The 24,916-nt window shown below is 38.1% G+C and carries 24 protein-coding genes; 11 read left to right on the plus strand and 13 right to left on the minus strand.

Features of this window, described 5'->3' with window-relative positions; translation table 11 throughout:
- The 7 genes from CUJ83_RS00675 to CUJ83_RS00705 all read right to left on the minus strand — a co-directional run bounded on the left by CUJ83_RS00675 (position 1) and on the right by CUJ83_RS00705 (position 4,605).
- The gene (locus CUJ83_RS00675) at positions 1-456 is read right to left on the minus strand and encodes a 50S ribosomal protein L22 (RefSeq protein ID WP_230739411.1); all 456 of its coding nucleotides are present in this window, start codon (positions 454-456) and stop codon (positions 1-3) included.
- Positions 457-471: 15 nt separating this feature from the next.
- The gene (locus CUJ83_RS00680; RefSeq protein ID WP_230739413.1) at positions 472-891 is read right to left on the minus strand and encodes a 30S ribosomal protein S19; all 420 of its coding nucleotides are present in this window, start codon (positions 889-891) and stop codon (positions 472-474) included.
- A 14-nt stretch (positions 892-905) separates the two neighbouring features.
- Complete coding sequence (locus CUJ83_RS00685) at positions 906-1,622, minus strand: 50S ribosomal protein L2 (RefSeq protein WP_230739415.1); 717 nt, start codon at positions 1,620-1,622, stop codon at positions 906-908.
- A 20-nt stretch (positions 1,623-1,642) separates the two neighbouring features.
- Positions 1,643-1,891 (minus strand): 50S ribosomal protein L23, encoded by a 249-nt coding sequence (locus CUJ83_RS00690; RefSeq protein WP_230739417.1) that lies wholly within the window; start codon positions 1,889-1,891, stop codon positions 1,643-1,645.
- Between the two features lies 1 nt (position 1,892).
- Positions 1,893-2,648 carry a 50S ribosomal protein L4 gene (gene rpl4p / locus CUJ83_RS00695; RefSeq protein ID WP_230739419.1) on the minus strand — a complete coding sequence of 252 codons (756 nt, stop codon included), beginning with the start codon at positions 2,646-2,648 and terminating at the stop codon, positions 1,893-1,895.
- 5 nt (positions 2,649-2,653) lie between these two features.
- Complete coding sequence (locus CUJ83_RS00700) at positions 2,654-3,679, minus strand: 50S ribosomal protein L3 (RefSeq protein WP_230739421.1); 1,026 nt, start codon at positions 3,677-3,679, stop codon at positions 2,654-2,656.
- An 83-nt stretch (positions 3,680-3,762) separates the two neighbouring features.
- On the minus strand, positions 3,763-4,605 hold the full coding sequence (locus CUJ83_RS00705) for a putative RNA uridine N3 methyltransferase (RefSeq protein WP_230739423.1): 843 nt from the start codon (positions 4,603-4,605) through the stop codon (positions 3,763-3,765).
- 299 nt (positions 4,606-4,904) lie between these two features.
- On the opposite strand from CUJ83_RS00705, the gene CUJ83_RS00710 reads away from it, so the two are divergent.
- The 3 genes from CUJ83_RS00710 to CUJ83_RS00720 are packed head-to-tail and all read left to right on the plus strand — an operon-like array spanning position 4,905 to position 7,219.
- Positions 4,905-5,423 carry a hypothetical protein gene (locus tag CUJ83_RS00710; RefSeq protein ID WP_230739425.1) on the plus strand — a complete coding sequence of 173 codons (519 nt, stop codon included), beginning with the start codon at positions 4,905-4,907 and terminating at the stop codon, positions 5,421-5,423.
- 4 nt (positions 5,424-5,427) lie between these two features.
- Positions 5,428-6,168: a hypothetical protein gene (locus CUJ83_RS00715; RefSeq protein ID WP_230739427.1), complete on the plus strand. Its 741-nt coding sequence runs from the start codon at positions 5,428-5,430 to the stop codon at positions 6,166-6,168.
- Positions 6,169-6,226: 58 nt separating this feature from the next.
- Positions 6,227-7,219 carry a hypothetical protein gene (locus CUJ83_RS00720; RefSeq protein ID WP_230739428.1) on the plus strand — a complete coding sequence of 331 codons (993 nt, stop codon included), beginning with the start codon at positions 6,227-6,229 and terminating at the stop codon, positions 7,217-7,219.
- A 648-nt stretch (positions 7,220-7,867) separates the two neighbouring features.
- Here the strand turns inward: CUJ83_RS00720 and CUJ83_RS00725 are convergent.
- Positions 7,868-8,689, minus strand: a complete 822-nt coding sequence (locus CUJ83_RS00725) for a hypothetical protein (RefSeq protein WP_230739430.1) — start codon at positions 8,687-8,689, stop codon at positions 7,868-7,870.
- Positions 8,690-8,843: 154 nt separating this feature from the next.
- On the opposite strand from CUJ83_RS00725, the gene CUJ83_RS00730 reads away from it, so the two are divergent.
- Positions 8,844-9,956: a ScoMcrA-related endonuclease gene (locus tag CUJ83_RS00730; RefSeq protein ID WP_230739432.1), complete on the plus strand. Its 1,113-nt coding sequence runs from the start codon at positions 8,844-8,846 to the stop codon at positions 9,954-9,956.
- A gap of 8 nt (positions 9,957-9,964) precedes the next feature.
- Here CUJ83_RS00730 and CUJ83_RS00735 read toward each other — a convergent pair whose 3' ends face one another.
- The 3 genes from CUJ83_RS00735 to CUJ83_RS00745 form a co-directional block, all read right to left on the minus strand.
- The gene (locus CUJ83_RS00735; protein WP_230739434.1) at positions 9,965-12,100 is read right to left on the minus strand and encodes an ATP-binding protein; all 2,136 of its coding nucleotides are present in this window, start codon (positions 12,098-12,100) and stop codon (positions 9,965-9,967) included.
- A complete protein-coding gene (locus CUJ83_RS00740; RefSeq protein ID WP_230739436.1) occupies positions 12,097-13,257 on the minus strand; it encodes a hypothetical protein in 1,161 nt (386 codons plus the stop codon). Before CUJ83_RS00740 ends, CUJ83_RS00735 begins: the two co-directional genes overlap by 4 nt.
- Before the next feature lie 316 nt (positions 13,258-13,573).
- On the minus strand, positions 13,574-14,197 hold the full coding sequence (locus CUJ83_RS00745) for an RNase H family protein (protein ID WP_230739438.1): 624 nt from the start codon (positions 14,195-14,197) through the stop codon (positions 13,574-13,576).
- A gap of 257 nt (positions 14,198-14,454) precedes the next feature.
- On the opposite strand from CUJ83_RS00745, the gene CUJ83_RS00750 reads away from it, so the two are divergent.
- Positions 14,455-14,907 carry an HNH endonuclease gene (locus tag CUJ83_RS00750; protein WP_230739440.1) on the plus strand — a complete coding sequence of 151 codons (453 nt, stop codon included), beginning with the start codon at positions 14,455-14,457 and terminating at the stop codon, positions 14,905-14,907.
- 203 nt (positions 14,908-15,110) lie between these two features.
- On the opposite strand, the gene CUJ83_RS00755 is transcribed toward CUJ83_RS00750, so the two are convergent.
- On the minus strand, positions 15,111-17,144 hold the full coding sequence (locus CUJ83_RS00755) for an AAA family ATPase (RefSeq protein ID WP_230739442.1): 2,034 nt from the start codon (positions 17,142-17,144) through the stop codon (positions 15,111-15,113).
- Between the two features lie 221 nt (positions 17,145-17,365).
- Here CUJ83_RS00755 and CUJ83_RS00760 point away from each other — a divergent pair, with 221 nt between their 5' ends.
- The 5 genes from CUJ83_RS00760 to CUJ83_RS00780 all read left to right on the plus strand — a co-directional run bounded on the left by CUJ83_RS00760 (position 17,366) and on the right by CUJ83_RS00780 (position 21,255).
- Positions 17,366-17,797 (plus strand): VOC family protein, encoded by a 432-nt coding sequence (locus CUJ83_RS00760; RefSeq protein ID WP_230739444.1) that lies wholly within the window; start codon positions 17,366-17,368, stop codon positions 17,795-17,797.
- Between the two features lie 159 nt (positions 17,798-17,956).
- Complete coding sequence (locus CUJ83_RS00765) at positions 17,957-18,859, plus strand: winged helix-turn-helix transcriptional regulator (RefSeq protein ID WP_230739445.1); 903 nt, start codon at positions 17,957-17,959, stop codon at positions 18,857-18,859.
- A 735-nt stretch (positions 18,860-19,594) separates the two neighbouring features.
- A complete protein-coding gene (locus tag CUJ83_RS00770) occupies positions 19,595-19,972 on the plus strand; it encodes a hypothetical protein (protein WP_230739447.1) in 378 nt (125 codons plus the stop codon).
- A 26-nt stretch (positions 19,973-19,998) separates the two neighbouring features.
- A complete protein-coding gene (locus tag CUJ83_RS00775) occupies positions 19,999-20,619 on the plus strand; it encodes a methyltransferase family protein (RefSeq protein ID WP_230739455.1) in 621 nt (206 codons plus the stop codon).
- A gap of 12 nt (positions 20,620-20,631) precedes the next feature.
- Positions 20,632-21,255 (plus strand): DUF998 domain-containing protein, encoded by a 624-nt coding sequence (locus CUJ83_RS00780; RefSeq protein ID WP_230739457.1) that lies wholly within the window; start codon positions 20,632-20,634, stop codon positions 21,253-21,255.
- 115 nt (positions 21,256-21,370) lie between these two features.
- Here CUJ83_RS00780 and CUJ83_RS00785 read toward each other — a convergent pair whose 3' ends face one another.
- Positions 21,371-22,795 (minus strand): hypothetical protein, encoded by a 1,425-nt coding sequence (locus CUJ83_RS00785; protein WP_230739459.1) that lies wholly within the window; start codon positions 22,793-22,795, stop codon positions 21,371-21,373.
- A gap of 213 nt (positions 22,796-23,008) precedes the next feature.
- Here CUJ83_RS00785 and CUJ83_RS00790 point away from each other — a divergent pair, with 213 nt between their 5' ends.
- Complete coding sequence (locus CUJ83_RS00790) at positions 23,009-24,916, plus strand: ATP-binding protein (RefSeq protein WP_230739461.1); 1,908 nt, start codon at positions 23,009-23,011, stop codon at positions 24,914-24,916.

Genomic DNA, 24,916 nt, shown 5'->3' on the forward strand with positions numbered 1-24,916 from the left:
TCACTCTCCAATCACTACTTCGACCGTCACGGTCTCCTTGTTCCAGGCGGTGGCTCTTCCCATTGCTCTCGGCATGATGCCCTGGATGGTCCTGCCCTTCTTTGAGACTGCATGAACGATCTTCATGTTCTCGGGCTCGAGACCCTTATACTCGGCATTTGCCTCTGCGTGCTTGAGAAGCTTTAAGATCTCCTTGCTTGCCTTGACCGGGTACCTGCCTGCGTCCCAGCCGGTCTGGTGCCTCTTGTGTCCGACGTTCCTTGCGAACCTCTTGAAAGGTATGGACTGTTTCTTCTCTATGACGTTCTCGAGGTAAGTCTTGGCGACAGATACTTTCTTGCCCTTGATGAAGTTCAGTATCTCGATACAGTGCTTCGGCGAGACGTCGATCTCGTATGCCATAGCCTTGGCCGTTACGGCCGGGTCATATTCTGCTGAATAACCTACTTTAGACATCCTGATCAACCTCGCTTACTTCAGCGGCACGTACTTGCTGCCTCTCGTTGCACCGATACCTGCGGAACCGTGAGTAACGTATTTCCTGGTGGGTGCGAACTCCCCGATGTAGTGTCCTACCATCTCGGGGATGACTTCAACTGCTTTCCATTCCTTACCGGTGTGTATCTCAAAGGTGATACCTATCATGTCCGGAAGTATGATCATGTCCCTTAAGTGGGTCTTGATCTTGGTCTCTCCGGCCTTGACCTGGTTTATGAGCTTAATGTGCTCCTCACCGAACTCTCTCTTTATTTTCCTTCTCTGGCGGGAGGGTAACATCTCCGCGATCTGGTTGAGGTCCATCTTTTTCATGTCCGCGACCGAGAACCCGCGGTAGGTGAACTCTTCCTTCCTCTTCGGGATCCTGCCAGCCTGTTTTGCTTGTCTAGCCATTATTACAACTCCGTTTAGTGCCCTATGCCTGTTCTTCTCGCGGCTATGCTTCCGACCTTCCTACCGGGTGAAGTGTGCCTTCCTACGGTCTTCGGCCTGCCCGGGTGCTGCCTGCCGCCGCCACCGAACGGGTGGTCTACGGCGTTCATTGCGACACCTCTGACGACCGGCCACTTGCCAGCCTTGTTCTGCATCTTGTAGAACTTGTTACCTGCCTTCACGAAGGGCTTCTCAAGCCTGCCTCCGCCTGCGACTACGCCGATGGTGGCCCTGCACTTGGGGTTGAGCCATTTCATCTCGCCCGACGGTAACTGTACTACTGAGCGGTTCGCCTCGTGCGCTACAAGTATCGCGTATACTCCGGTCGACCTTGCGAACGATCCGCCGTCGCCCGGCTGCGATTCGATATTGCATATCGGGCAGCCTTCCGGTATCTCGCTGAGCGGGAGGGTGTTTCCGACCTTGATCTCTGCGGATACGCCGTACTTGATCGTGTCCCCGAGACCTAAGCCTTCCGGAGCAAGTATGAGCTTCTCTTCACCGTTGCCGAACTTTACGCGGACGATGGGTGCGTTCCTTGCGGGGTCGTGTAAAACCTCGGTGATAACGCCTTCAATGGTCTCGTCACCATAGGTCTTGATGTGCTGAAGGTCAGCCTTGAACCTGCTAGAGGTAGCCCTGTATGTCGGGGTTCCCTTACCTCTATTCTGTGACATTAATCGCTTTCCCATAATCAATCCCCCTTACCGGGTTAGAACACTCCTAAGCGGCTTGCGATCTCTTCAGCCGAGTTCTCCGGGCTTAGAGTCACTATAGCCTTCTTTTCTCCACGCGGGGTGAGCTGGGTGGTTACCTTGATCACCTTAACGTTGTACATTTCCTCTACGGCGTCCTTTATCTGGGTCTTGTTCGCCTGGCGGTCTACCATGAACTGAAGGGTGTTGTTCTTGTCTAATGATAAGGTCGCCTTTTCTGTTATGAACGGATACTTTATGATCATTTTACTCAACCTCACCCGATAGCATCTTTAACGCGCCTTCGCCCCAGACTGTAAGGCGGCCTGCGTGGGTTCCCGGTGCGAGTATCTCGACGTTAAGCTGGTCGAGCGTGACTACGTCCACTCCGGGCAAGTTCCTTGCTGCAATGCCAATGCCCTTGTCCTCTGCGATGACGATGAGAACGCCTTTCTTCTTCTTGTACTGCCTTCCCCTCATCTTTCCGCGGCCTGCGCGTACTTTCTTCTCCTTTGCCCTCTCGAGGTCTGCCTCTAAGCCCATTGCGGTAAGCAGATCAACTACTTCCTTGGTCTTAGTGAGCGCCTCTATCTCATCGGATACTATAAGGGGGAGCTCTCCCTCGTATATGTAGCCGCGAGACTTTACGAGCTCGGGGTTCATCGTTGCTGCCACAGCGGAGCGGATGGCCTTGACTTTCTCCATCTTGTTGATCTTCTCGCTGTAGTCGCGGTTCGGGTTCGGTCCGTGGGCTGAGCGTCCGCCTCTTGCCTGCGGGACGACCATTGCCTTGGAGCCGTTTTTCATCCTCGGCACCTGTGCTGCGCCTCTGCCGCTACCCCAGGAGTGAGCGGAGCTTAACGTTCCTGCTGTCCTGTCCGGGCCGTACGGCTGGAGCCTGTTCGCCTGTGCCGCGAGCACTGCCTTCTTGATGATGTCGGGCCTGTACGGCTCGCTGAACACTGCCGGCACTGCTATCTCTGAAGCCTTCTTACCCTTGCTGTCAAAAACTTTCGCGTTCATCTATCTCATCTCCTGCAGCCCTGCTTCGAAAGCTTGCTCGTGTACAATATCTCAGGTGCCTGCTTCGGCGAGTCCTTTGGCCTTACTGCGGGCCTGATCCTGATCATTCTCTTGACCGGGCCGGGTATGGAACCCTTGAGCAGTATGTACTCGTTCCTTACTACTCCGTAGTTGCTGAAGCCGCCTGCCGGAGTGATGTCCTGTCCGATGTCGCCGAACTTTATGATCCTCTTGTTGTATTCGGTCCTCTGGTGGAAACCAGTCTGACCGAGCTGCGGTACCTGCCACCTGACCCTGTGCGGGTTCCATGGACCGAGGTTACCGATGTGCCTCTTCTTACCGGTCCTGGCGTGCTTCCTCTTCTGCATCGCTACGCCCCATCTTGTGACCGGGCCCTTTGTACCCTTACCCTTGGTTATAGCGGATACATCGACTAACTCGCCAGGTGCGAATACGTCCTTGATGCCTACCTGCTTGCCCAGGAGTGACTTTGCGAACTCGAACCTCTTGGCCATGTCGCCGCCGCCGATCCTGTTCTCCATTAACTCGGGTACCTTCTTCGGTATACCAGTGACACCGTCAGTCTCGGTAAAGACCATTACGCGGAGGTCTGCGACCACGCCGCTCTTGATGAACTCTTCCATCTTGGCGAGCTCGTCCTCGGTCTTGTAGCCGTTCTTCGGTGCCTTGATAAGCTTGGATAACTGCTTGTTGAAGTCGTTAGTCCAGGCCTCAGCGATGACCTTCTTGCCGTACGGGCTGTCATTGTATACCCTGATACCGGCTACCTTCATCACGGGGGTCTCTACTATTGTTACGGGTACGGATATCTCCATACCTTCGGTGTTGCTCTTAGGCCTGTCATCGATCATTATGATGTGTGACATTCCTGCCTTAAATCCGACAAATCCTTGTATTCTTGGCTGGTCGCCCAACTCTGCCCAGGATCTGTATTTGGGCTTCTGGCTCCTTGCCCTGACACGGGGGCTGAACCCGAGCGAACCACGCCTTGGTGCATGTGCATGTCCCATTGACAATCCTCCAATGTGTTTCGGGATTAGGCTCTGGCTTTGTCAATCGCCAGGTATCTTTGTAGATACTTACGCTGTAATTCTTACCAGACAAGATTGAAGAGACCCAGTGTAATATATACTGCCTCTTCCGTACGCACCGTGGCTGCGCCCTGATCTGGTATGGAATTCACCACGTAATCGGAACTGTCCTTAATATTGTGTCCTTCGTCGTGTAAAACAGACTCTACTCCCTTGCTGGGGCTTCCGAATATAAAGTGTACCTTATCCCTCGTTTTATTTTTGATCTCGGATAGCGTCGCCTGGTCGAGCATTTGGCCAAACCGGGAGGTGGCTATCCTTAAGCCATCGGCATCCTTTAATTCTTCATGTAGCGTATTTGCTATACGCACATTATAACCCCAGTACAGCGGGATATCTCTTTTATCCACGAGCTGAACCGTTATTGGTCTTCGCGAAAAGATCCTGACCGATATGCGCTCTCCTGTATGTAGTTGCCTGCCGTGTGGCGGCTTCAGGAGGACCGGGCTGTCGAGACCGACATCGACCCAAACGCTCTGGTCAGATCCTACCTTGGTCACAATACCTTCTCGGTATTCCTCTTCGTTTTTGAGTAAGTCGCTGACAGCATGATGGGGTGTCCTTAACGGTGGAATTACCCCGCAAAAACGCAGGTTGTCTTGCATAGGGAATAGCTTTTTCCGCAGATATGGCGGACATTCCGCATAGCGCAAGACGGTACTTATAAACTTGCTGTCATCAAGTCCTTTGGTCTTGTATATTACAATCTCATCGACCCGGAATATGGAAGCGGCCCTCGCGATCTGGCCGACTTTATATGTCCTTATTCTTGGATCAGGACTTTCCTCGGTTAAAGAGGATGGGATGAGTAGGTTTATAAGTGTCTTTCCACGGTTGACACTCATACTGTCCTCATACTTGGGGTATTGGAATGCAATAATAGTATATAAATGTTACGTGGAAATTATTAGCAAGAAATCTGTTTTTTAATCTAATTTACGACTAAGCAACATATAAGAGATATAATATCGATTCGTTAATGATATATTATAATGCAAGATTGAAATATTTTCACATACCACAATGAATAGATTAATAATCGTATGAAATATTATTAATATTAGATGTAGTTACTATATGTACTAAATATTATTAATTAATTTAAAATTTAAAATATTCAGAGAAGATTCAAAAAGGGAAGTCGATGAATTATTGCTCAGTAGATATTAAGGAGTCTAGCAAGAATAGCTATTATCAAATTATTGTTATAGATGACTTAGATTATAATAAAATTAATGATAAACTATTAAAATATAATTTAACAATTAATAAAATAGATTTAAAAAGTAGAAAAAATAGTTACTTAATAGAATCAACAGAAATGTTAGGTAGATATTTAAGAGAATTTAAAAATTATAGTTACTATATATTTAACAATTCAGAATTTATTGAATTAATAGTGAAAATGAATAATAATGAATATATTTTAGAATATATAGATTATCTAGGATTAGATAATGAAGAAGAAATTAATGAAATAGATGAATTGTTAAGATTTAATAATATAATTAAATTAGTAGAAATATTAAAAACATATAATGTCCAAATAAATTCTCAAGATTACATAAAAAGATATGAAAAAATATCTATTTTCAAATCTGGGCTTATTTATACAAATGTAAATCTTACATTATTAATTAAATTATTAGAAAAAATTATGTGATATTATGCCAATAAGCCCTGTTGATTTATATGAAATATGTAAAAAAGCATATCCAATAATAAAAAAGATAACACTCAAGAGAGTAGGGGCCATTTTAACTACATTATCAATCTTATTTTATATAGAACCATTCAGAAATACTGTTATTCCGTCATTTAACGAGATATGTACAGAATATAATAGTTTATTATTTATGTTTGGATTATTCGTATTTAGCATAGGATTTTTGAGGACATCCACAAATGTTGAATATAATTATTGCAACTTATTTTCATCATCAAAAAGAGGTAATTCAAAGCGTTCCCAAATAATATTTAAAAATATAACATCAATTGATGTAAATGGAAGAGAGGGTACAATCCCCTTAGAGATAATAATAAATAATAATTTCATTTTTAAAAAATATATTGTTGATACAATAAAAAGAAATTTAAATATATATTTAGATGTAAAATACAATAGTATTATTATAGACATAACAAGCAGTAATAAATTTGATACAATTATAGATGACTGTAATAATGGTGATGCACGATTTATACTTACTAATGATATTAATATAAAGCCAATAAAGCGCCAACTAATGGTTATATTAAAACAAGATGCAGATGAATATGAGCTTGAAGCAAACATTATAACAGAATATAAAATTAAATCTTTAAAGAATAAATTATTGTTATTAATATGCAAATATATTCTCTTTTATAATAAAAGAAATTTTCAAATTCGTCGGCCATATAGTTAAAAATTTATTATATCATAAATAAGCAAAGATTTATATCTATAGTATGCAATTTATAAATATGCCCCAGATTAGTGGTAAAAATACATATTATACTTATAAAGTTAGCATTAGAACAGACATTAATTTAAGTGAAAAAATTACCGATTTTGAAAAGCTTATAAAAATAATAAGCTCCAATAGATTAATAGATTTTGAAGATCCAAGTAAAAAAGGATTTGTCGCATACCAATTTGATAATGATGGACCAATAGAAAATAGTACTCCAATTGAAAAAAGTACAGTACAAAACATGTTAGTAGTAAAACATATTGAAAAAAAAGTAATTAAAAATAAGCCATTACCTCAAGAGATAATTGATTTAAAAAAGGAAAAAGATATTCCAGAAAATGCTAGAAATTTATTAGAAAAATTCATAAAAAGAGAGTATATAAGAACAATTCCTCAAGACTTTATATTTATTCCAGGGGATAGTGTTACATTAATATTTCCATCAAATAATTGTGAAAATACATTAACTTATCAATTAGTACCTTACCTTGGAGACATATTTGATATCGTTCCGGATATAAATACTAGAAGGATTAACCATGATTTACTTGAATGGTTAACTTGGAAAGTAAAAAGAACTAATAATGGTGCATTAGGCGATATATATATTAGCGAAATTCAAACATATGATTCGAATGCAAGAGGAAATGATGGAGATTTAAATATTAAAATTCCACACATAGAACAAAATATGTATGCTATGTTATCAATGGGTTTATGCCAAGGATGTAAAGGAGTTGATGTTACTTTATCATATAATAAGGGAGTTTATAGATTTATTTTACGCCCAGAAGGAAGTTATACCCCCATATGGACAGCAACGCAAGCATATGATACAGATAATTCCAAAGTAAATAAAATATTAACGATAAGAGATATTAGTTTAAAAATAATTCCATATCTATATAAAAAATATGTAGAAGATAAACATAACTGGGATAATGAGAAAGGATCCATCCAAGATAATCTTCTAGAGCAGGTAAGGAAAAAAATTGAAGTTTAATAGTTAAAAAACATATTTTTATTTTACAGTAAATATTACACTTAATTTTAAAATCTTATTCTTAAAAAAAATTGTAATATTTAATATATCTGTAGTATAAACATACTATTGTTGAGATTTTACAACAGTAAAATATTTAATGATAGTATAAAATAAAATTATATTTAAGAAATAAAGGGTAAGCTTCTTAATACTAGTTTTTTTACATTACTTTTGTGAGTTAATACAAAAACGCGAAGTAAACAAAAAATATTAAGTTTCATTTTATACCCCTTGAGCATTTATACGTTGTATCTTATAGATTTAGTTGCCTACGGGGGTTATCTGCTGCCTTCTTAACGTTTGACCTTGATTGTTTTGCGTCCTGGTTTTTGACATTTTAATGATTACATACCTAGATATATTAGAACTAAAAAATTTAATAAAAGATTTATTGGAAGTCTTAATAGGCTATTAGTATGTTATTATATCCACATAGGCGATTCACTACTTAAAAAGTGAGTATCATATTTCATTCTGAAATAGATAAAAGTATTTTGGTTTTGCCATAGGCCTTTTTGTGCCAAGTATAGAGGTTATTATAGGCTCATAGGAGCCCAAAATACTTATATCTAATTATGCCATAGCCTCATAAGTAGAAAGATAGGTTTATTCAAAACTTGTAATATTTAAGAATTGGTATCTGGGAGATTTTTTATTTTCTGAATAATAAGCCCCTATTAGGTCATTTTCCATTTCAAGGAGTTGATGTTGAGGAATCGGATTTTCAAATTTATAGTAAGAAAAAGCCATTCTCGATTCATCTATTAACTTTTGACTGTGAGTATAAAGACGCGCATTGAAGTACCGTGATTGTCCGATATAGACAACATCTTCAATATCTGTATCAATTAATTTATAAAGTCCATAAGAAGCTGGAACTTTCCTAGCATTCTCTGATGATAATTGTTCCATATCACTCCATTCTAGCCTCATCCAATCTTTATCAATAGGTTTACTATGTATTATCAATGGTGGATGGCTTGGCCCGCTGGATGGATTGACATTATTACCTTGTATTCTTCCGCCACGCCTGTTTGATGATCTATTGCCGGATTTTATGTAATTAGGATGAAATCGACCATGGTTTAGTAATGTAGATTCGCCAGTTTCAAGCCGGTATTGCCATAATAAATAACATTCCAATCCCCTTTGGTCAGCTCTATTCATATATGGATTAGGAACATATGAGCATTCAAATTCCATATTTTCAGCATCTTTCCATGCCCAGTGACCAGGCGCGGCTGTATGCGGATCGTTAAAAGGCATCTCAGGTTCAAGTATTTTTAAACATAACGTTCTTAACCGTGTTTTTAGCTCAGTAGTTTCACCAATATATGATAAAATATTCCTATCTACTGGTTTAATATGATAGAGTCCTTGACGGTCAGGTATTCGCTTGAAATTACGGTTTGAGCTTTCAAACTTCACCCATCTACTCCAGTTTAGACCACACCAGTCATAATCTAAAAAGCCCATAATACATCTCAACTGTAATCATCAAATTATAAAAACATATTCATAAAGAAAATATTTAAGTTTAGTTTGTTAAAATCAATTGAATATTTTTGACTAGTGACAGATCATGATACCTAAGAACATTATTAAGGAAAACATTTTGGAATCTATCAAAACGATTGATAAAAATGGCATACCAGATGATAGAAGATCAAAAAGATATGATTTGCTTTTTAAAGGGAAAAAGTATCCTCCGAAATATATCATTTCACTCGCTAATGTATTTGCTAATGGTAAAGAATTAGATAGTTGTGAATTTAATGGTGGGAAAGAATCAAATAGATTTTTAATCAAGCTTGGTTTTAATATTGTTCATAAAGAAAGGGAATATTGTGAAATATCCATTGATGGAGACTTAAAGAAAAATTATGTAGTTACGATAATTCTAAAAGATAATGATAATAAAGACAGTAAAAACCTCATAAATAAAAAAAGACTTAAGGCTGCTACTCAAATCCTAAATTGTATTGATAAAGAAGTAAATGAGGATACAATAGTATTGTTCCCTGCAGGATGGGTGAACACTGGTAGAAAATCTGCTGATATAATATATGATACTGTTGAAAAATATTTTACCAGGATATTACAGAAAAATAAGAATAATATTGTAGCTGTCGTAGGAATTGATGGTAAAATTAACTCAGATAACATTCAAAGAGACCAGATAGCTTTAGCGATCAATAAAAATGGAATAATAGCAATAGGTAGAAAATTTTATCCTACAAAAGATGAGAATGGTGTAATTTCTATAGCAAAAAGTTTTAATTGTCTAGAGTGTGGAAAAAACAGATATTTTGAGTTTAATGGTTTGAAATATTTTTTATGCATATGTTATGATAGTTTTGGATTGAAAAAATTAAAAATTAATAATCCAGGAATGGATGTCATATTAAATCTGGTACATAGATTTCACCCGGCAGGAGAAGGTAATTCAGGAGATGTATATTTTGCGAGACATGGTTTCGCTGGAGTATCAAAACAATGGAAATGCAAAGTATATGGATCTGCTATTTATTTCAACAGAGATATACAAGAGACTTGGCCGACAGGGGTATACTGGAATAAAGGAGAAATGAGTACGAGCAAATGGAAATACCAATATAATACAATAGGAAGCAAGAAAAAAATATTAATGGATACAATAGCAGGAAAAGTATTATTAAAAATTTATGAAAATTAAATTTTTATCTATTCATCACCATATTTTACAATAATCCATGTCGTATAACCAGATCCACTCTTTCTGGGCCTTCTTTCCGTATCCCACTTACCTTCTCCAAATATCTCATTTAATGCTCTACTTACACGTGTAAAAGCTAATCTTTCTCTTTCTTCATTTTCAATAATGTCTGGTAATGCATCCTTGATACGAACCTGAATACCTTTCCAAGGAATACCAAATTTTCGTATATTATCAATTAGTTCTTTATCAGCTTTTAAAGTATCAATTGCTGCTAAAAAGTAAGATTCCATTATATCAATAGAGCTTTTTATACCATCACCGTTATTTTCTATTTCAATATCTTCATCTACATTATCAGAAGACTGAGTATCTTTTGACAATTCAGTTTTCGGTATCGCTTTATTAAATTTTTCTTTTAATGTACGGGTAAATGTTATTGATTCATCGAGACAGAAATCAGGGTCTCGGACATTATACATATTTTCAAACGACAATACTCTTATCGGAATTGGATAAGTTTGATTATCATTTGAGCTACTCCAATAAACACCATGACCTCTAATCGGCTCATTGAGAAGTGAGCTTAAAATATCATCACTAAAATGAGCGTTTGCTTTCTTTAAAACCTGTAGATCGTATCCTGATAATAAATGGAAAACGAACCAATTATCACCCTGACTTAATATCTCACCAGAAATACTACCGGGCTGTTGGGTGATCATTATCATACCTAGATCATATTTCCTGCCTTCTTTAACCCAGGAAATATATGGTCCTTCACCTGAACTTCCAGCAGAATTTCCTAAGACGGTCTGAGCTTCTTCGACTACGGCTATTGTCGGTATTGTTTCTGGTTTTGCTTTTGTGAACTCTTGCTGATTGATTTCAAATATTTTTTGAAGAATAAGACTCGATAAAACTAATCCCTGTGAACCGCGCATCTGTGATAAGTCCACTATACATATTTTACCATTTTTCAGGGAATACAAGATCATGTCCAACATTTGACTGCTCGGATCATGTAACATTTTAACTAACGCAGTCATATTACTTCTTGCTGCTACCATTTCAGCTTCATTCGTATCCTCAAGTTTAAGAATTCTTCTTATAAGAGCTGCATCAGCACCATTACCATTTTCAAATATCTCATCTACTAATTCTTGCCACTCGCTATCGTTAAGGCTTTTTAATTTTCTAATGTTTTGTTGCTCCTGCTTTTCTGGAGGCAGTGCTATGGCTAATACTTCCGCAGGCCTTAAACGTCTTATATCAATTTTAATATCACTTGCAACGAATGATTGATAAAATCGACTGGGAGCTTTTCTTTTTGTGAAAATGACGATTTTATCTTCAAGTTCTTTTACATCACATAATCCAGGACGACTTTTATCATCAGGCCAGAAATATTCACCATCAGGATCAAAAATTATTGTGCCTACAGGAACTTTATCCCGTCCTCTTTTTTTAGTGGTCGGTGTCTCTTTATATAAATTACTAAATAGTAGCTTATTTAAGTTTGATTTTCCAAATCCTGCACGCGCAAATACAAATGTCCTACGTGATACTATATTATTAATATCAAATTTTGGTATTATTGCTGGATTTTTTAACTGCATCCATGGTAGAATGGATAACCTACTATCAGTTCCGCTATAGATATATTCACCTAATGCGAAGAATCCTAACTCTGCACCTTTAATATTATGACCTGCTACTTCTTTTAATATCTCTTCAGATAAGAAAGCCACCTTGCTGCCCACGTGAGGTAATCTTCTATGAGAAGCTATAAAGATAAGTTTATCATCAATGATCCTTACAACACCCAAAACCCGTAGATTTATACGATATTTAAGATATTGTTCTCTAATATCATCAGGAATGTCCCTACCAGCCGATATTGCCCTTATGTTAAAATCCTCACCTGCACTTGAAGCTAATCTTCCCTCGGAAGAAATCGATGTTATTCTACCTAATACACCCTCATGGTCATTTCCTAATTGTACAAGTAGGAATTGACCATGCATAGGCATATTTTGATAATCAGCTCGATATGGCAATACTAGATCTGCATGGAATTCAAATCCACCTTCACTAAATCCCCTAAATACACCAATAATTTGATCCTGTGGAAAAAGCTTCATTCATATCTCCTGTTCGCGACATCATATTTTAATTGAAGTGCATCCATCACACCACGTTTATTATGGGCAATTGTGTCCCTTATTGAATTGAAAATTTGATCTTGAAGAATATCATAGTCAAACTGTACAATTTGAGCATGTTCATGTGCTTGCTGGAGGCATCTTGGATAATACGGGATGGGAAAACCATTTATCGCATCAGATAACAGATAACCAAAAATTTCCGATGCTTGAGGAGATTGTTTTGAGAATAGATCCACAGCCCATACAGGATCATTACTCATCGGGCCGAATCTAACCAGATACATATCTCCTGCCACGAATCTAGGAACTTTACCAGTATCTTCTATTTCTGCACCTTGGGCATATTCTTCCCACTGATATGATTTAGCCTCAAGTTCTCTAGGCACACGAACAAATCGCGCTTCACCGGCTGGCATTATTTCTTCCAGAGCTAAAGCTAATTGATAACGCGTATAGACTTTACTATGCTTTGCGATACCTACTAAAAACACTTTTTTTCGATCTTTCTTGAGTATCCGATCAATAGCTTCTTCTACATTTTTTCTCCATTTTTGTGTATACTTATCCCGGAATATCAGACTTCTCAACAAACCATCTCTTACTAGTAAAGTATTTGTAGCAAATTCTTGAAAACATATTTTTTCATATAAAACAGCCCATTCACAAAGATCACGATAAACCCTTACCCATGAAGGAGAAATTTGTTCAGGATTTTCACGAATCTTACGTCCAGGAGGGATCATATAACTTAATTCACTTAAAAGTAAAGGTTCAACACCTAGATCAATCATCATTCTTCCGAGAGCAGTTCTCGGAGTCCCATCAGAATTGAATTGTTCTTCGCTTAATTTATCAGTATCAGTTGTATGGGAAATAACATCTAAACATAACTGTTTTCCATATGAATCAACAACTCTGACAAGCTGAACATAAAAAGGATCAAAAACAAGCTGATTATTACCACCATCGCTTGCTACTAATGAAATTGATGTGGCAGTCCTTGGCCTAATTATTTGAACATCACTTACTAAAGGACGGACCTCATTACGTAAATCCTCAAGTAACTTTTTATCGGCAAATATCCTTTTACTTATTGATTCCCTCAGATTCGGAATTTCATCAGTATCGAACATTTATCGACTCCTTTTAGACTATTCATGACTAAGACTAAGTTATATCAATAATATTTTTGATATATGATAGTCATTGATTCAACATCCATGATCTAACATTTATTTTCAGATAATTTCGCTAAGAATATTATTGAATTAATTGGTATTCATACATCAATAATTAATCTTTTGTTGATATTTAATAGGAAAAATGTAATTTAATGGAGAATATATTAAAAATAGATAGTTTATTTATCTGGAAAAATTATATACTAAATCAGTCATTAGTGAACCAGAATACAAAAAAAGCAATGACATAATAAATAACTGTTTTATATTATCTAAGAAGAATTTTTAATTCTACAAGTTCTTCCCTAAGCTTGATGTTTTCTTCTTTTAACTTTATATTCTCTTCCTTTAGTTGATTTATTTCAGTTTTAAGAGTAAGTATATGATCATTCTGTAAGTCATTATTAAGGGGATTCAATTCTGCTTTTTCAGGCCCAGTTTCATCAAAAATATCTAAAGATTCCCTAACTTTAGGCAAACTATTAATTTGTGGATTATAATTTTTGTAAAGATACTTTCTTAATGCGTTATCTGCACGATTTTGTTCTCTAGGTATCCATCTAAAAATTATATCTAAATTTTTTTTATTTATGATACTTTGTATCTTGAATTTCTTTTCTTTTAGACGGTCTTCTTTGCATCTATATTGACCATTCAATTGTTTTACGACAAGCTCACTATCAGATAGGATTAAAGCTTTTGAATTAGCTGGTAAATGATCTAATGCTAGAATTACTGCATTATATTCGGCATCATTATTAGAAGCTCTATCTTGATATGTAAAGTATGATTCATCATCAGAAAAATATACTGCACTATAACCTGTGCCGCTTCCATCCACCATTATAGTAATTCTTTTATTATCTAACATTGATACACCTATAGCATTCATATATAAACTAAGATAGTATTCAAAATTAATTATTTACTGTTTAAACCTCAACAATGAACTATACACCAATCGTATATATACATATTATATAAAGCAAATACATTAAAAAAGTCAACATAAATAAATAGTTATGATTTAATTGGATACTATTTTTTAAAAAGATTAGATAATTACATTACTAAGGTAAAATTAGAATATTTTAGTTATGTAACAAAAAATTTAACTATGATGAATACGAACGCTTAGTATGATAATGTATGTTCAACTTCAATCCCTTTGGCTCAGATGATGATAAAAGAGATAAACGGAGAGCTTTTACACAATCTCAGAAAAAAGAAATCTTGCACCAGCAGAACTACAAATGCGCTAAATGTCATAAACAATTAGACCTAAGAACAGTGGAATTTGATCATATTAAAGCATGGTCAGATAATGGTAAGACCACTATTAAAAATGGCGCAGCCCTATGTGCAAATTGCCACAAACTCAAGACTCATAAAAATACACTCAAAAAGGTCGAATCTAAGACGACAAAGAAGAAAGAAAGCAACCCATTATCATCTGCTTTGGGTATAAAACCAAAATCATCTTCGAGGAAGAAAGCCAAGGACCCCCTTGGATTAGATTTTAATATTGGTTTAGGATCGGCACCTAAGAAGAAAAAGAAAGGTGGCAAGAAAGATTCGTTTGGGTTTGGAGGCATTTTCTAATTTTCATATCTATTAGAGGTGACTGCAGGAGGTGAGACTATAGCTAATGAAAGAATTAACAATCCGAAGACACATGCTGATTACAGAATAAGACAAAGGACTACAAAGAACGGAAAGAAAGGGCAGATAATGGGCAGATATAAAAAAGATTAATAATAAGCTCAATAAACAAACTGAAATAGAAAAAACCAATTAAATTTATTTTAATTGGTTTTTTCTGCAAATACATTGTTTACTTCATTAAAGATATTAGAAAAATTCTTAAATGTTTCTTCCGATAGTGTATTCTTTTCATCGTTAATTCGGTTAATTACCAATCTTGCAATATACCATTTTTCAAATTTATCATATCCCAATCTTTCAAAGGCTTTAGATAATCTCTTCGTAATATTTTTAATTTTCTTTTCATCCTCAGTAAAAGATATATCGAATTTATAGTGCTCTTTTACTAGATCCATATAGAAATCTTCTGGGAACAAATCCTCTAATTCTGCTTCGGAATTATCAATGGAATCGCCTACAAATAGACATCTTCTACCGTTACCAGTAAATAATCGATCTTGGAATTCCTTTCCCTTACTACGACCTGCTTTATCACCATCTAAAAGTGCCATTATTTTAATACCATGCCCCATCAACATTGAAGCTAATGGAATTAAAATGCTAGTACCGCCCGCAGGGATTATAATTATATCATCAAATAAATGAGTAAGACCTTTTTCTTTTAATTTTTCATTAATTGACCAAAGAATTGTATAATCTGTTATACCCTCCACAATTAATTGCTTTTCAGAATAGAACAATGTTTGTGCTATTGAATAGCCAAGTGCAGCTTGTAAAGGAAATAGAGCGTCTTTATCTTTTGGCCATACATCTTCCGAAACTTTTGTTGTACCATCATCTGATTCATAAACAACTCTTACTCGTTCGAGATGCTTACCATCGATCATAAATGGAGAATGTGTAGAGTACAATGTTTGATTATTTTCAGATAACTTTTCAAAAAAATTTACTAATTTACCCTGTGCAGAACCATGCATATATAAACCAGGTTCATCTAATAACAATATTGCGTTTTGATGCGCTCCAGAAGCCTCTACTAAAAATATTGTATAGAACGAAAAGAAATATTGAAGTCCTCTACTTCTTTGATCTAATTCGATTTCACTGGGGTCGAAATCGTCGGATACCCATATTCTAAAAAATTGCCCATCAAGTTGATACCTAAATTTATGCCGTCTCTGTTCCCACCAATCAGAAAACATATCAGTCATTGTAGCTGATGCAGAAGACATTTGAACAGCGCGCTCATCAGCCATTTTTCTTAATATGCTTTGTTGTTTTTCTATGGAACTGGGGTCCAATTTCGCAATTTCATTTAAATTTATTCCTACTTGATCAAAAAGACATTTATTTGAACGGATACGGGCATTATTTGGATCATCCCGTATTGTATTTATCAAAGAAGGTATATGAATAGCACTATCTATTGCGTTATAGCTATCAAAATAAATAAATTTGGGGATGTTATTTTCAACCCATTGTTTAGCATTATCTACCTGTGATTGAACATCAATTAAATTTTTAAAGTCCCTTAATTTTATTATTATATGATAAAAAATATCTTTTTGCCATTGTTCATTAATAATACTTGATATCTTAGTTATTAAATCATTGATTTCTTGTTGACTAACGTTGACATCTAATTTTTGTTTAGATAAATTGATTTGTTGATTTATGAAATTTATAATTTTTTCTTTTATTGTTTTAAATTGATCTCCCTTACCATCTGGTGCAACTAAATCTTGAACCTCATTCAATATTTTTGTTAGTATATCTAATAATACAGAATTTTTAATATTAGGCAATATGGGAGTTGGTACAAATTCAATGTCCATATTCCATGAATAATATCTAGTGCATATTATATACTCTAAATTTTTTAATAGAGGCAAACTTTTACTTAATTCGCTTTTTTCTGAATCTAATAAAACAAATTTTACACTTGATACTGGCCAATCTTGTTTTTTAAATTCACTAGTATACATTTTTCTTGGAAATTCTTTTAATCCATCATACTTTTCACCATCAGAGGGATTTAATTTTGACAAACCTCGAAAAAGAGCGGATTTTCCAGCCTCATTTTTTCCTACAAATGCAGTTAAATTTTCACATGATATCCAGTCTGTATCCCGAATTTTCTTATAATTTTGCACCCTAAACCCAATCATCTTCATTGTATTCGCCCACTATGATTTCAATATTTTGAAATATTATAATAGTATAACTAAATTACAACTTGTTTTAATTAAATTAATAAATTATTAATTTTTCCCCAATGAACAAAATACAAATCAGAACTAAATAACTTAGTAAAAGAAATTATGATATTCTTCAATCAAGCTATGACAATAAATTTGTTATAATATCGATATGGTCTGATTCTATCACTTAAAAAGTGAGCATCATATTTCATCTTGCCTTCGTAATAACATTTGAAGGTATCCATATGCAGGTCTCTTCTACCGAAGAAAAAGTCAAATCCACTGGTATCGCTCACATCGGCATCCTGGTACAAGACCTGGAAAGGTCCATTAAATTCTACACAGGATTACTCGATATGGAAGTCGTCAGGCGCGATGATGATAAAGTCTTTCTACATACAAAGGGAACGCAGGACAGTCTAACACTTTTCAAAACCGACATTCCCATAATACCTGGTGGGCTGACTCATTTCGGAGTCTTTGTGGATGAAGACAACTTCCAAAAAGCAATGCATTACATCCGCAAGAATAACATAAAGATACTGCCCAACCCACACAGAAGGAAGCCGGGGATGTATGTGTACATAGAGGATCCGGACGGGTACAAAGTAGAGATATCAACATAGTACCCCAATAAAACATTTTAATTATTTTAGACAACAAAGCCAATATTCTTTAAAGAGATTAACCCCATACTTTTTGACCAGTTACATATCTTTTAAATTGACAATAGTAAACTAATTATACATTGCACATTTTAAAAACGGGTGTAAAAGAGGCATCATATGGACGAGATCGATGTTAAAATGTTAAAAGAGCTCTGGTCAAACTCCCGTATCCCGTATCGCGACCTGGCCGACAAAATGGAGCTCTCCGTCAACTCGATCCATAAAAGAGTCCAGTCAATGATAGATATGGGCGTCATAAAAAGGTTCATCGCTTACCCCTCTTCAAAAGCCTTACCATCGGTCATGATAGGAATAGCCGGCTGGTCCGATGCGCCTGACATCGAAGAAGCCGCCCGCGTCATTGGCAACGACCCTTGTACGCAAAGGCTCGGGCTATGCAGCGGCAATTTTATGCTGATCGTAGGGTTATTACAGGACATATCCGAAATGAGCCGCTACATCACCTTCGTGACAAACGAAGGAAAGCTCACCGGCATGAACGTGGCAATAACTGGCCTGAACGAGATACAAAAGACAGTGGACAATGCTTTAACAAATCTCGACTACAGGATACTTGCTGCGCTACAATACGATTCAAGAAAACAGATCGTAGACATCGCTGAAGAACTGGGCGTATCCGCTAAGACGATTAGAAGGCGCCTGGACAGGATGGAAGAGAACGGGCTGATACATTACAGCGTTTATGTGGATGTCGAATCATCCGGCTATATACACGCGACTTTCGAGGTAAAGACAAAAACTGGCGCTGACGTCACCGGTCTGTTCAATAAGCTTAGAAAAGAGTACGAGCATTACTTTATTGTTATCTGGCCGTTTTATACTACGCCGGACCTTTTCAATATCAGTATAATTTCTAGATCGTTGTCTGAACAAAACGCTTTTCTTAACAGGCTAAAAAATGAGGGAGTATTTGAAAAAGTCACCTCCCACATGATATACAAATACACATTTTATGATACATGGCGCGAAGAGTTGATTAAGAAAAGAGCTTCTGAGTAGAGTGTTCCGTAAATTTATAGGATGCCATCTCTTTCACCACAAAGTACACAAGGGCAACTAAGGTGCACTAGCTTAACCACAAAGGACACAAAGGCAACCAAGTAACACAATAAATTTTTTTAAAAGAATATCATAGGAATGATCATTATTTGTAAATAAATTCATAAAACTCCCTTAAAGCACATGTTTGGATTAAAATATAGTTAAATTAGGGGAAAAACCTCCCCCATCATCTAAAAAAATTTTTTGTGTGCCTTTGTTGCCCTTGTGTACTTTGTGGTTAAGCTAGTGCACCTTAGTTGCCCTCGTGTACTTTGTGGTTAAGCTAGTGAACCTTAGTTACCCTCGTGTACTTTGTGGTTAAGCTAGTGAACCTTAGTTACCCTCGTGTACTTTGTGGTTAAGCTAGTGAACCTTAGTTGCCCTCGTGTACTTTGTGGTTAAGCTAGTGAACCTTAGTTGCCCTTGTGAGGTATTTGATCATAAACAGAAATGAGCATGCATCAACAATTTTTTAAAATATGATCATTATGCGATGTCCTATTTTTCAGCCTATCTTATTAAAAACCGGACATTTTGATGTCCCATTTTGGTCCTGATTTATTACCGCCCTAAAACATGGAAATATATCCCTTCCGTGGCCTAGTACATCTCGAGGCAAGTTGAGTGCTTCACTAAAAAGCCTACCTAAAAAGCCAACAACAGGTCCCGGCAAAAGATCAGGATGTAAGAAAAATGAGACAGAACGAAAACTTGGACATTGAAATAGAATACACAGGCCATATCTGCGAGGATAACGCCGAGTCTTACCGGATTATACATAACAGTCCGCACTACCGCATAGGTTACGGAACGACCACTGTAGGTGAAAACCTGTTCTCGTTTTTCGTCGAGGTCACGCTGACACTGTTCAATGAGAGACCGAGAGTGAACATCCAGACTCTTGAAAAGGACCTGATGATAATAAAAGAGCTTCACAGGCGCGGCTATACGCTCAACTGCCATGACGATGCCTGCATATCCGCGGAACTCATCGTATCCCCTCAAAAAATAAAGTCGGAATACGAGGATGTCAAGACACTGATCGAGGATATACTGGCAAAAAACTACTGAATCAAGATCACAAGGATTGATTAAAAATGGTATTAGGAGAAGACATTTGGAGCCATTTCGGAATGTGGTGGGCTGTATTAATATGGATAGCAATATACGCCGTATTCCTGTTATTCGTACCGTTCTACAAAAAGAGCCAGGTAAAGCCCGCGGGAGTCTACCTGGCGTTCGTAGTGGCATTTGCAATTGAAATGTTCGGCATACCTTTCAGCATGTTCGCGATAGGATGGCTGTTCGGCTATACGCTGCCTGAAGGAATACTATGGGGGCACACCCTTGGAGACTACATAGGCTTCTGGGGCATGTACATAGGAATTGCAATATCGTTAACAGGAGCTTTACTCGTGCTCATGGGCTGGAACCAGATACACAAGAATTACTGGAGCAAGGAGACCGGGCAGGGCAAGCTCGTCACTTCCGGCATCTACAAGTACATACGCCACCCTCAGTACACCGGGTTCTTCCTCATCACGTTCGGAATGATGGCCGAGTGGGCGACGCTGCCGTTAATAATTCTGTACGTGCTGCTCCTAGCCCTGTATTATGGCCTGGCGAAGAGGGAAGAGAAAGACATGGAAAAAGAGTTCGGCAGCGATTATAATGAATATAAAAAGAGTACGAAGATGTTTATACCATTTATAATATAAATGAGTGATAATATGAAAGATAACAAAGCAGACTCCCGAAAAATAGGCCTGACAATAGCAGGCCTCCTGTTTTTCCTCGCGGGCTCGATAGCCCTGATGGGTATAATAACGGCAGAGATATTCTATCCTGAAGTTTACACGACATCAAATAATATGATCAGCGACCTTGGCGCTACAGAGCCGCCCAACAGCAAGATATACCAGCCGTCTGCCACAATTTTTAACATGACCATGATACTGGCAGGCATTATGGTACTTACCGGCACATACTTCTTGTCGAGAGAGTATAAAGACTGGGTCGCAATACTACCAATAGGGCTTTTCGGCCTCGGAGTTCTGGGTGTCGGGATATTTCCGGGAAATGTAAATCCGCAGCACCCGCTTTTCGCGATGGCGGCATTCATTGGCGGAGGACTGTCGGCAATATGCTCTTACAGGATCATAAAGTCCCCGTTCAAGTTCGCGGCTGTATTATTCGGGCTGATAACTCTTGTCTTCCTGTTCACCACGGGTATCACCATGCCTGTGCTGGGAGGAGGCGGAACGGAGAGATGGGTGGCGTACCCCGTAATTCTATGGCTCATCGGCTTTGGAGGATATCTGCTGGGAGCCGCGGAGCAGAGAAAAGCTGCCTGAGATGGCCTGAACATTATTTCTTTTTTTAATTATCCGATCATTTCAATTCATTATTCTTTAAAAATTGTAAATAGTATTAACCTGACACTTTTTAATTAAGAAAATATTGTAAGTCCTATTTTTTATTTACTCTCCATAGGTAAACAAATACGACGATAACGACGACCCATAATATCAAACCGGGGACCAGCAGACATACCATATAGCTCATACAAAGCAGCATTGAAAATCCATCGATGATCTCGTCAGCCCCGTTATCAGGATAGTATGATACGGGACGATCTGCCAGCGGCATCGACATATTATACCTATATACCTCAGGGGCCGTGTGGTTTTCAAGCTTTTCGAAGTCCGGCTTTATGATCTTTGTTATTACAAGATCGCTCTCAAACGTAGCCCTATCAAAATTTGTACCGGCTACAATGTACCCGCCATCAGAGGTCTGCTCTATAAAGACACCTTGATCGCTTTTTAGCCAGTGATGGCTTTCCGAATAAGTACCGTTCAGAGGAAGCATTTTCTTCCATAACAATTCACCGTTGCCGTCAGTCTGCATAAAATAAATATTCCTGACATTCGGATCCGGGTAAGCATATTTCCACGTAAACCCGGTAAGCATGTACCCGTCACTGTTTTTAACTGCCAGCCTCCCCTGCTGCCAGTCGGGGTGATCTGAAGTCACATTCCAGATCTCGTTCCCTTCCGGGTCCGTCTTAATAAGACATGCTTCATTGTCAATGGTACACGGTATTAAAAATCCGCCATCAGACAGTTCAACGATTCTTAACCCCTGGTCTTCTGAAGAATAGCCATAAACACGGTCCCATTGCCTGATACCATTAGCATCGGTCTTGAGCACGCTCAATCTTCCATGAAGCGATGAGCCGATGACGATAAAACCGCCATCGCCAGTCTGAGTCACATAATTACCGTATCCGCTGCCATTTGTAGAATAGGTATAATTCCACAGAAGGTTGCCGTTTGTGCCGAGTTTTGCGAGATATACCGGTCCGGTATAAGACCTGGACAACCCTGACACTATGTAGCCGCTGTCACCGTTCTGACATATACACAGGCCATAGTCATCCCTGTCACCTCCGAAAGTGGTTTCCCATTGTTTATTCCCTGAAGCATCAGTCTTAATAATGTAAATATCGGGATAGGTCGTTCCGGGACTATCGGAATGCTGGGCAGTGCCCGATATAATGAATCCCCCGTCGCCGGTCTGCGCTACGCTGTATCCAAAATCCGTGTTCGCATGGTCGAATACCTGCTTCCACAGGACATTACCATTTTTATCAAGCCTTACCAGTAAGATGTCAGACGTGTATTGGATAGGACTGGTATATGCAAGAAGGATAAAACCCCCGTCAGCCGTTTGTTCCACATCTTCACAATATTGGGTGCCGGGCAAAGGATAGATCGTTTCCCACTCAATATAGGGATTGATCGGGCTTTCGCTAAAGGATGGCTGAGGGATAAGAAAGAGTGACGCTAATATTATAATGGTCAATGAGACGGTAAGATTTCTTACTTCCATGATAGCCTTCCTGATATTAAACTTATGATAATAATAAAGAAATTTAAATCTTTCTATAATTTGAGGCCGGTAATGAACCTGGAAACTATGATAAGAAAATTTGAATCTGGTACATATCTAATATTTTAAAAATTTTTATCAAAATAGAATTAATCGTAGGAAAGTAAACTTTTAATCAATAAATTTATTTTAAGTTCGCCCATCTATTAAGAGATGCCCGGTAAAAACTACTCGAACAACATCATAAAATTCCTGCTCATCGCGACAACAGCCACCATATTAATAAACGCAATATTACTGCTGCTACCCACATCAATATCCATATTCTACGAAACTATCCAGTTCCTCTGGCCGGTCCTCTGCATAATACTTTTAGCGAACATCTATCATTCCAGCCAGGATAAAAACATCAGACATCTGTCATTATTATACGCTATAGCCCTCATACCATGGACTCTCACGATATTATTATGGGAAGTATTGCTGCCCATATTTTTCTATAACGACCTTGCATACTATATAACCGGATTCGGGTTTTTAGTATCCTACGCCATTATCGCATACGGCCTTTACCGGCTGAAGAATTCAAAACAGTGGTACATCCAGTCATCGCCGAACCACCTGATCAATTTTATCGCAATAATATTAGCAATAAGCGCGATCATATTCGTCCTCGTAAACTTGAGCCTGGATGACCCCCGGCTGATAGACATCATCACTTTACTGACCTATATCATGGGGGATATTGTCATCCTGTCATTATGCTCCAAGCTGATAGTGATGAACCTCAAGGCCGACCTGAAATATATTATCATTTTTATCGCCGGGTTCGTTTTCATCAATTCGATAGCTGATACCCTTTTCCTGATGAGATGGATACTGCCCATGAAATACATATTCTCATTCAAGGTATCACTGCTAACAGACGTGATCTATACCGTGTCATTAATATTTTTGACAGTGGCCCTGCTTGTGTATAACACGGACCTGAAGAACAGGGCGCTGGCGGAGATCCGTAAAAAGCTTGACGATAACAAAATATTCATAGACAACATGATAGCACATTCTCCCGACCCCATGTGCGTATGGGACAGGTCCGGCAACATCATGCTGATAAACGATCCGTTCCTGAAGATATTTGACACAAAAAGAGCGGACATCATAGGAAAGTTTAACTTATTCGAACATGCGTACAGTATGGATAAGGAGCTATCGGACAAGATCAAAAATGTTGCGAATGGAAACAGCCTGTTCATCCCGAAGATGAAGATCTGCTTAAGTAAAAACAACGGCCATGACAGACATGTTTCGCTCAAGATCTTTCCGATATACGATTCATATGGTGAGATAACCAGCTATGTTTCAAATTTAGATGATATCACTGAAAGGCTAAGGACCGAAGAGGAACTTCTCGATTCAAAATTGCAGAATGAGTTCTATCTGGACCTGATGACACACGACATCAACAATATGAACCAGATAGGCATGGGTTTCCTTGAGCTGGCCGACGACATAATTGAAAGAGAAGGAAGCCTGGGAAAAGATAACAGTATACTGATCGGGAGGCCGATGGAAGCATTCAGGAACAGCTCAAGGCTCATAGAGAACGTAAGAAAGATACAAAAGGTAAAAAATAAAGACCTGGCTTTCGAAAAGTTTGATATCAATAATGTTTTGGAAGAAGTCAAAAATGACCATAAAGACATACAGGGCAGGGATATAACGATAAACCTGTACCCTGAAAACGGGCATACGGCCATAGCGAATCAGTTCATCAAAGACGTATTCACGAACCTTATCGGCAACTCGATAAAACATTCGCAGAATAGCGGGCCTGTGGTCATTGACGTTAAAACAGAAAGAACGATTGTGGATAATAAAGAGTATTGTAAAGTGAACATCGAGGACAATGGCCCAGGCATACCTGACCCGAGAAAAGATGAGGTCTTTGGCCGCTTTGCTACGGGCTCGGCAAAAACAAGAGGCCTGGGGCTTGGATTGTATCTGGTAAAGGTGCTGGTCGAAAGCTTTAACGGTAAAGTATGGGTGGAAGACAAGGTGGCCGGCGATCATACAAAAGGCTGCAGGTTCGTCGTGCTGTTGCCAATGGCAGAACAATGA

Origin of the sequence: Methanooceanicella nereidis (assembly GCF_021023085.1) — an archaeon.
Classification (GTDB): Archaea; Halobacteriota; Methanocellia; order Methanocellales; family Methanocellaceae; genus Methanooceanicella; species Methanooceanicella nereidis.

Coding starts and splice junctions, on each gene's coding strand:
- CUJ83_RS00780 (WP_230739457.1), top strand. CDS start 20,632: ATGAAAGATAACAAAGCAGACTCCCGAAAAATAGGCCTGACAATAGCA.
- CUJ83_RS00745 (WP_230739438.1), bottom strand. CDS start 14,197: ATGAATGCTATAGGTGTATCAATGTTAGATAATAAAAGAATTACTATA.
- CUJ83_RS00775 (WP_230739455.1), top strand. CDS start 19,999: ATGGTATTAGGAGAAGACATTTGGAGCCATTTCGGAATGTGGTGGGCT.
- CUJ83_RS00690 (WP_230739417.1), bottom strand. CDS start 1,891: ATGATCATAAAGTATCCGTTCATAACAGAAAAGGCGACCTTATCATTA.
- CUJ83_RS00765 (WP_230739445.1), top strand. CDS start 17,957: ATGGACGAGATCGATGTTAAAATGTTAAAAGAGCTCTGGTCAAACTCC.
- CUJ83_RS00755 (WP_230739442.1), bottom strand. CDS start 17,144: ATGAAGATGATTGGGTTTAGGGTGCAAAATTATAAGAAAATTCGGGAT.
- CUJ83_RS00680 (WP_230739413.1), bottom strand. CDS start 891: ATGGCTAGACAAGCAAAACAGGCTGGCAGGATCCCGAAGAGGAAGGAA.
- CUJ83_RS00730 (WP_230739432.1), top strand. CDS start 8,844: ATGATACCTAAGAACATTATTAAGGAAAACATTTTGGAATCTATCAAA.
- CUJ83_RS00720 (WP_230739428.1), top strand. CDS start 6,227: ATGCCCCAGATTAGTGGTAAAAATACATATTATACTTATAAAGTTAGC.
- CUJ83_RS00735 (WP_230739434.1), bottom strand. CDS start 12,100: ATGAAGCTTTTTCCACAGGATCAAATTATTGGTGTATTTAGGGGATTT.
- CUJ83_RS00705 (WP_230739423.1), bottom strand. CDS start 4,605: ATGAGTGTCAACCGTGGAAAGACACTTATAAACCTACTCATCCCATCC.
- CUJ83_RS00750 (WP_230739440.1), top strand. CDS start 14,455: ATGTTCAACTTCAATCCCTTTGGCTCAGATGATGATAAAAGAGATAAA.
- CUJ83_RS00770 (WP_230739447.1), top strand. CDS start 19,595: ATGAGACAGAACGAAAACTTGGACATTGAAATAGAATACACAGGCCAT.
- CUJ83_RS00700 (WP_230739421.1), bottom strand. CDS start 3,679: ATGGGACATGCACATGCACCAAGGCGTGGTTCGCTCGGGTTCAGCCCC.
- CUJ83_RS00710 (WP_230739425.1), top strand. CDS start 4,905: ATGAATTATTGCTCAGTAGATATTAAGGAGTCTAGCAAGAATAGCTAT.
- rpl4p (WP_230739419.1), bottom strand. CDS start 2,648: ATGAACGCGAAAGTTTTTGACAGCAAGGGTAAGAAGGCTTCAGAGATA.
- CUJ83_RS00675 (WP_230739411.1), bottom strand. CDS start 456: ATGTCTAAAGTAGGTTATTCAGCAGAATATGACCCGGCCGTAACGGCC.
- CUJ83_RS00740 (WP_230739436.1), bottom strand. CDS start 13,257: ATGTTCGATACTGATGAAATTCCGAATCTGAGGGAATCAATAAGTAAA.
- CUJ83_RS00790 (WP_230739461.1), top strand. CDS start 23,009: ATGCCCGGTAAAAACTACTCGAACAACATCATAAAATTCCTGCTCATC.
- CUJ83_RS00785 (WP_230739459.1), bottom strand. CDS start 22,795: ATGGAAGTAAGAAATCTTACCGTCTCATTGACCATTATAATATTAGCG.
- CUJ83_RS00715 (WP_230739427.1), top strand. CDS start 5,428: ATGCCAATAAGCCCTGTTGATTTATATGAAATATGTAAAAAAGCATAT.
- CUJ83_RS00685 (WP_230739415.1), bottom strand. CDS start 1,622: ATGGGAAAGCGATTAATGTCACAGAATAGAGGTAAGGGAACCCCGACA.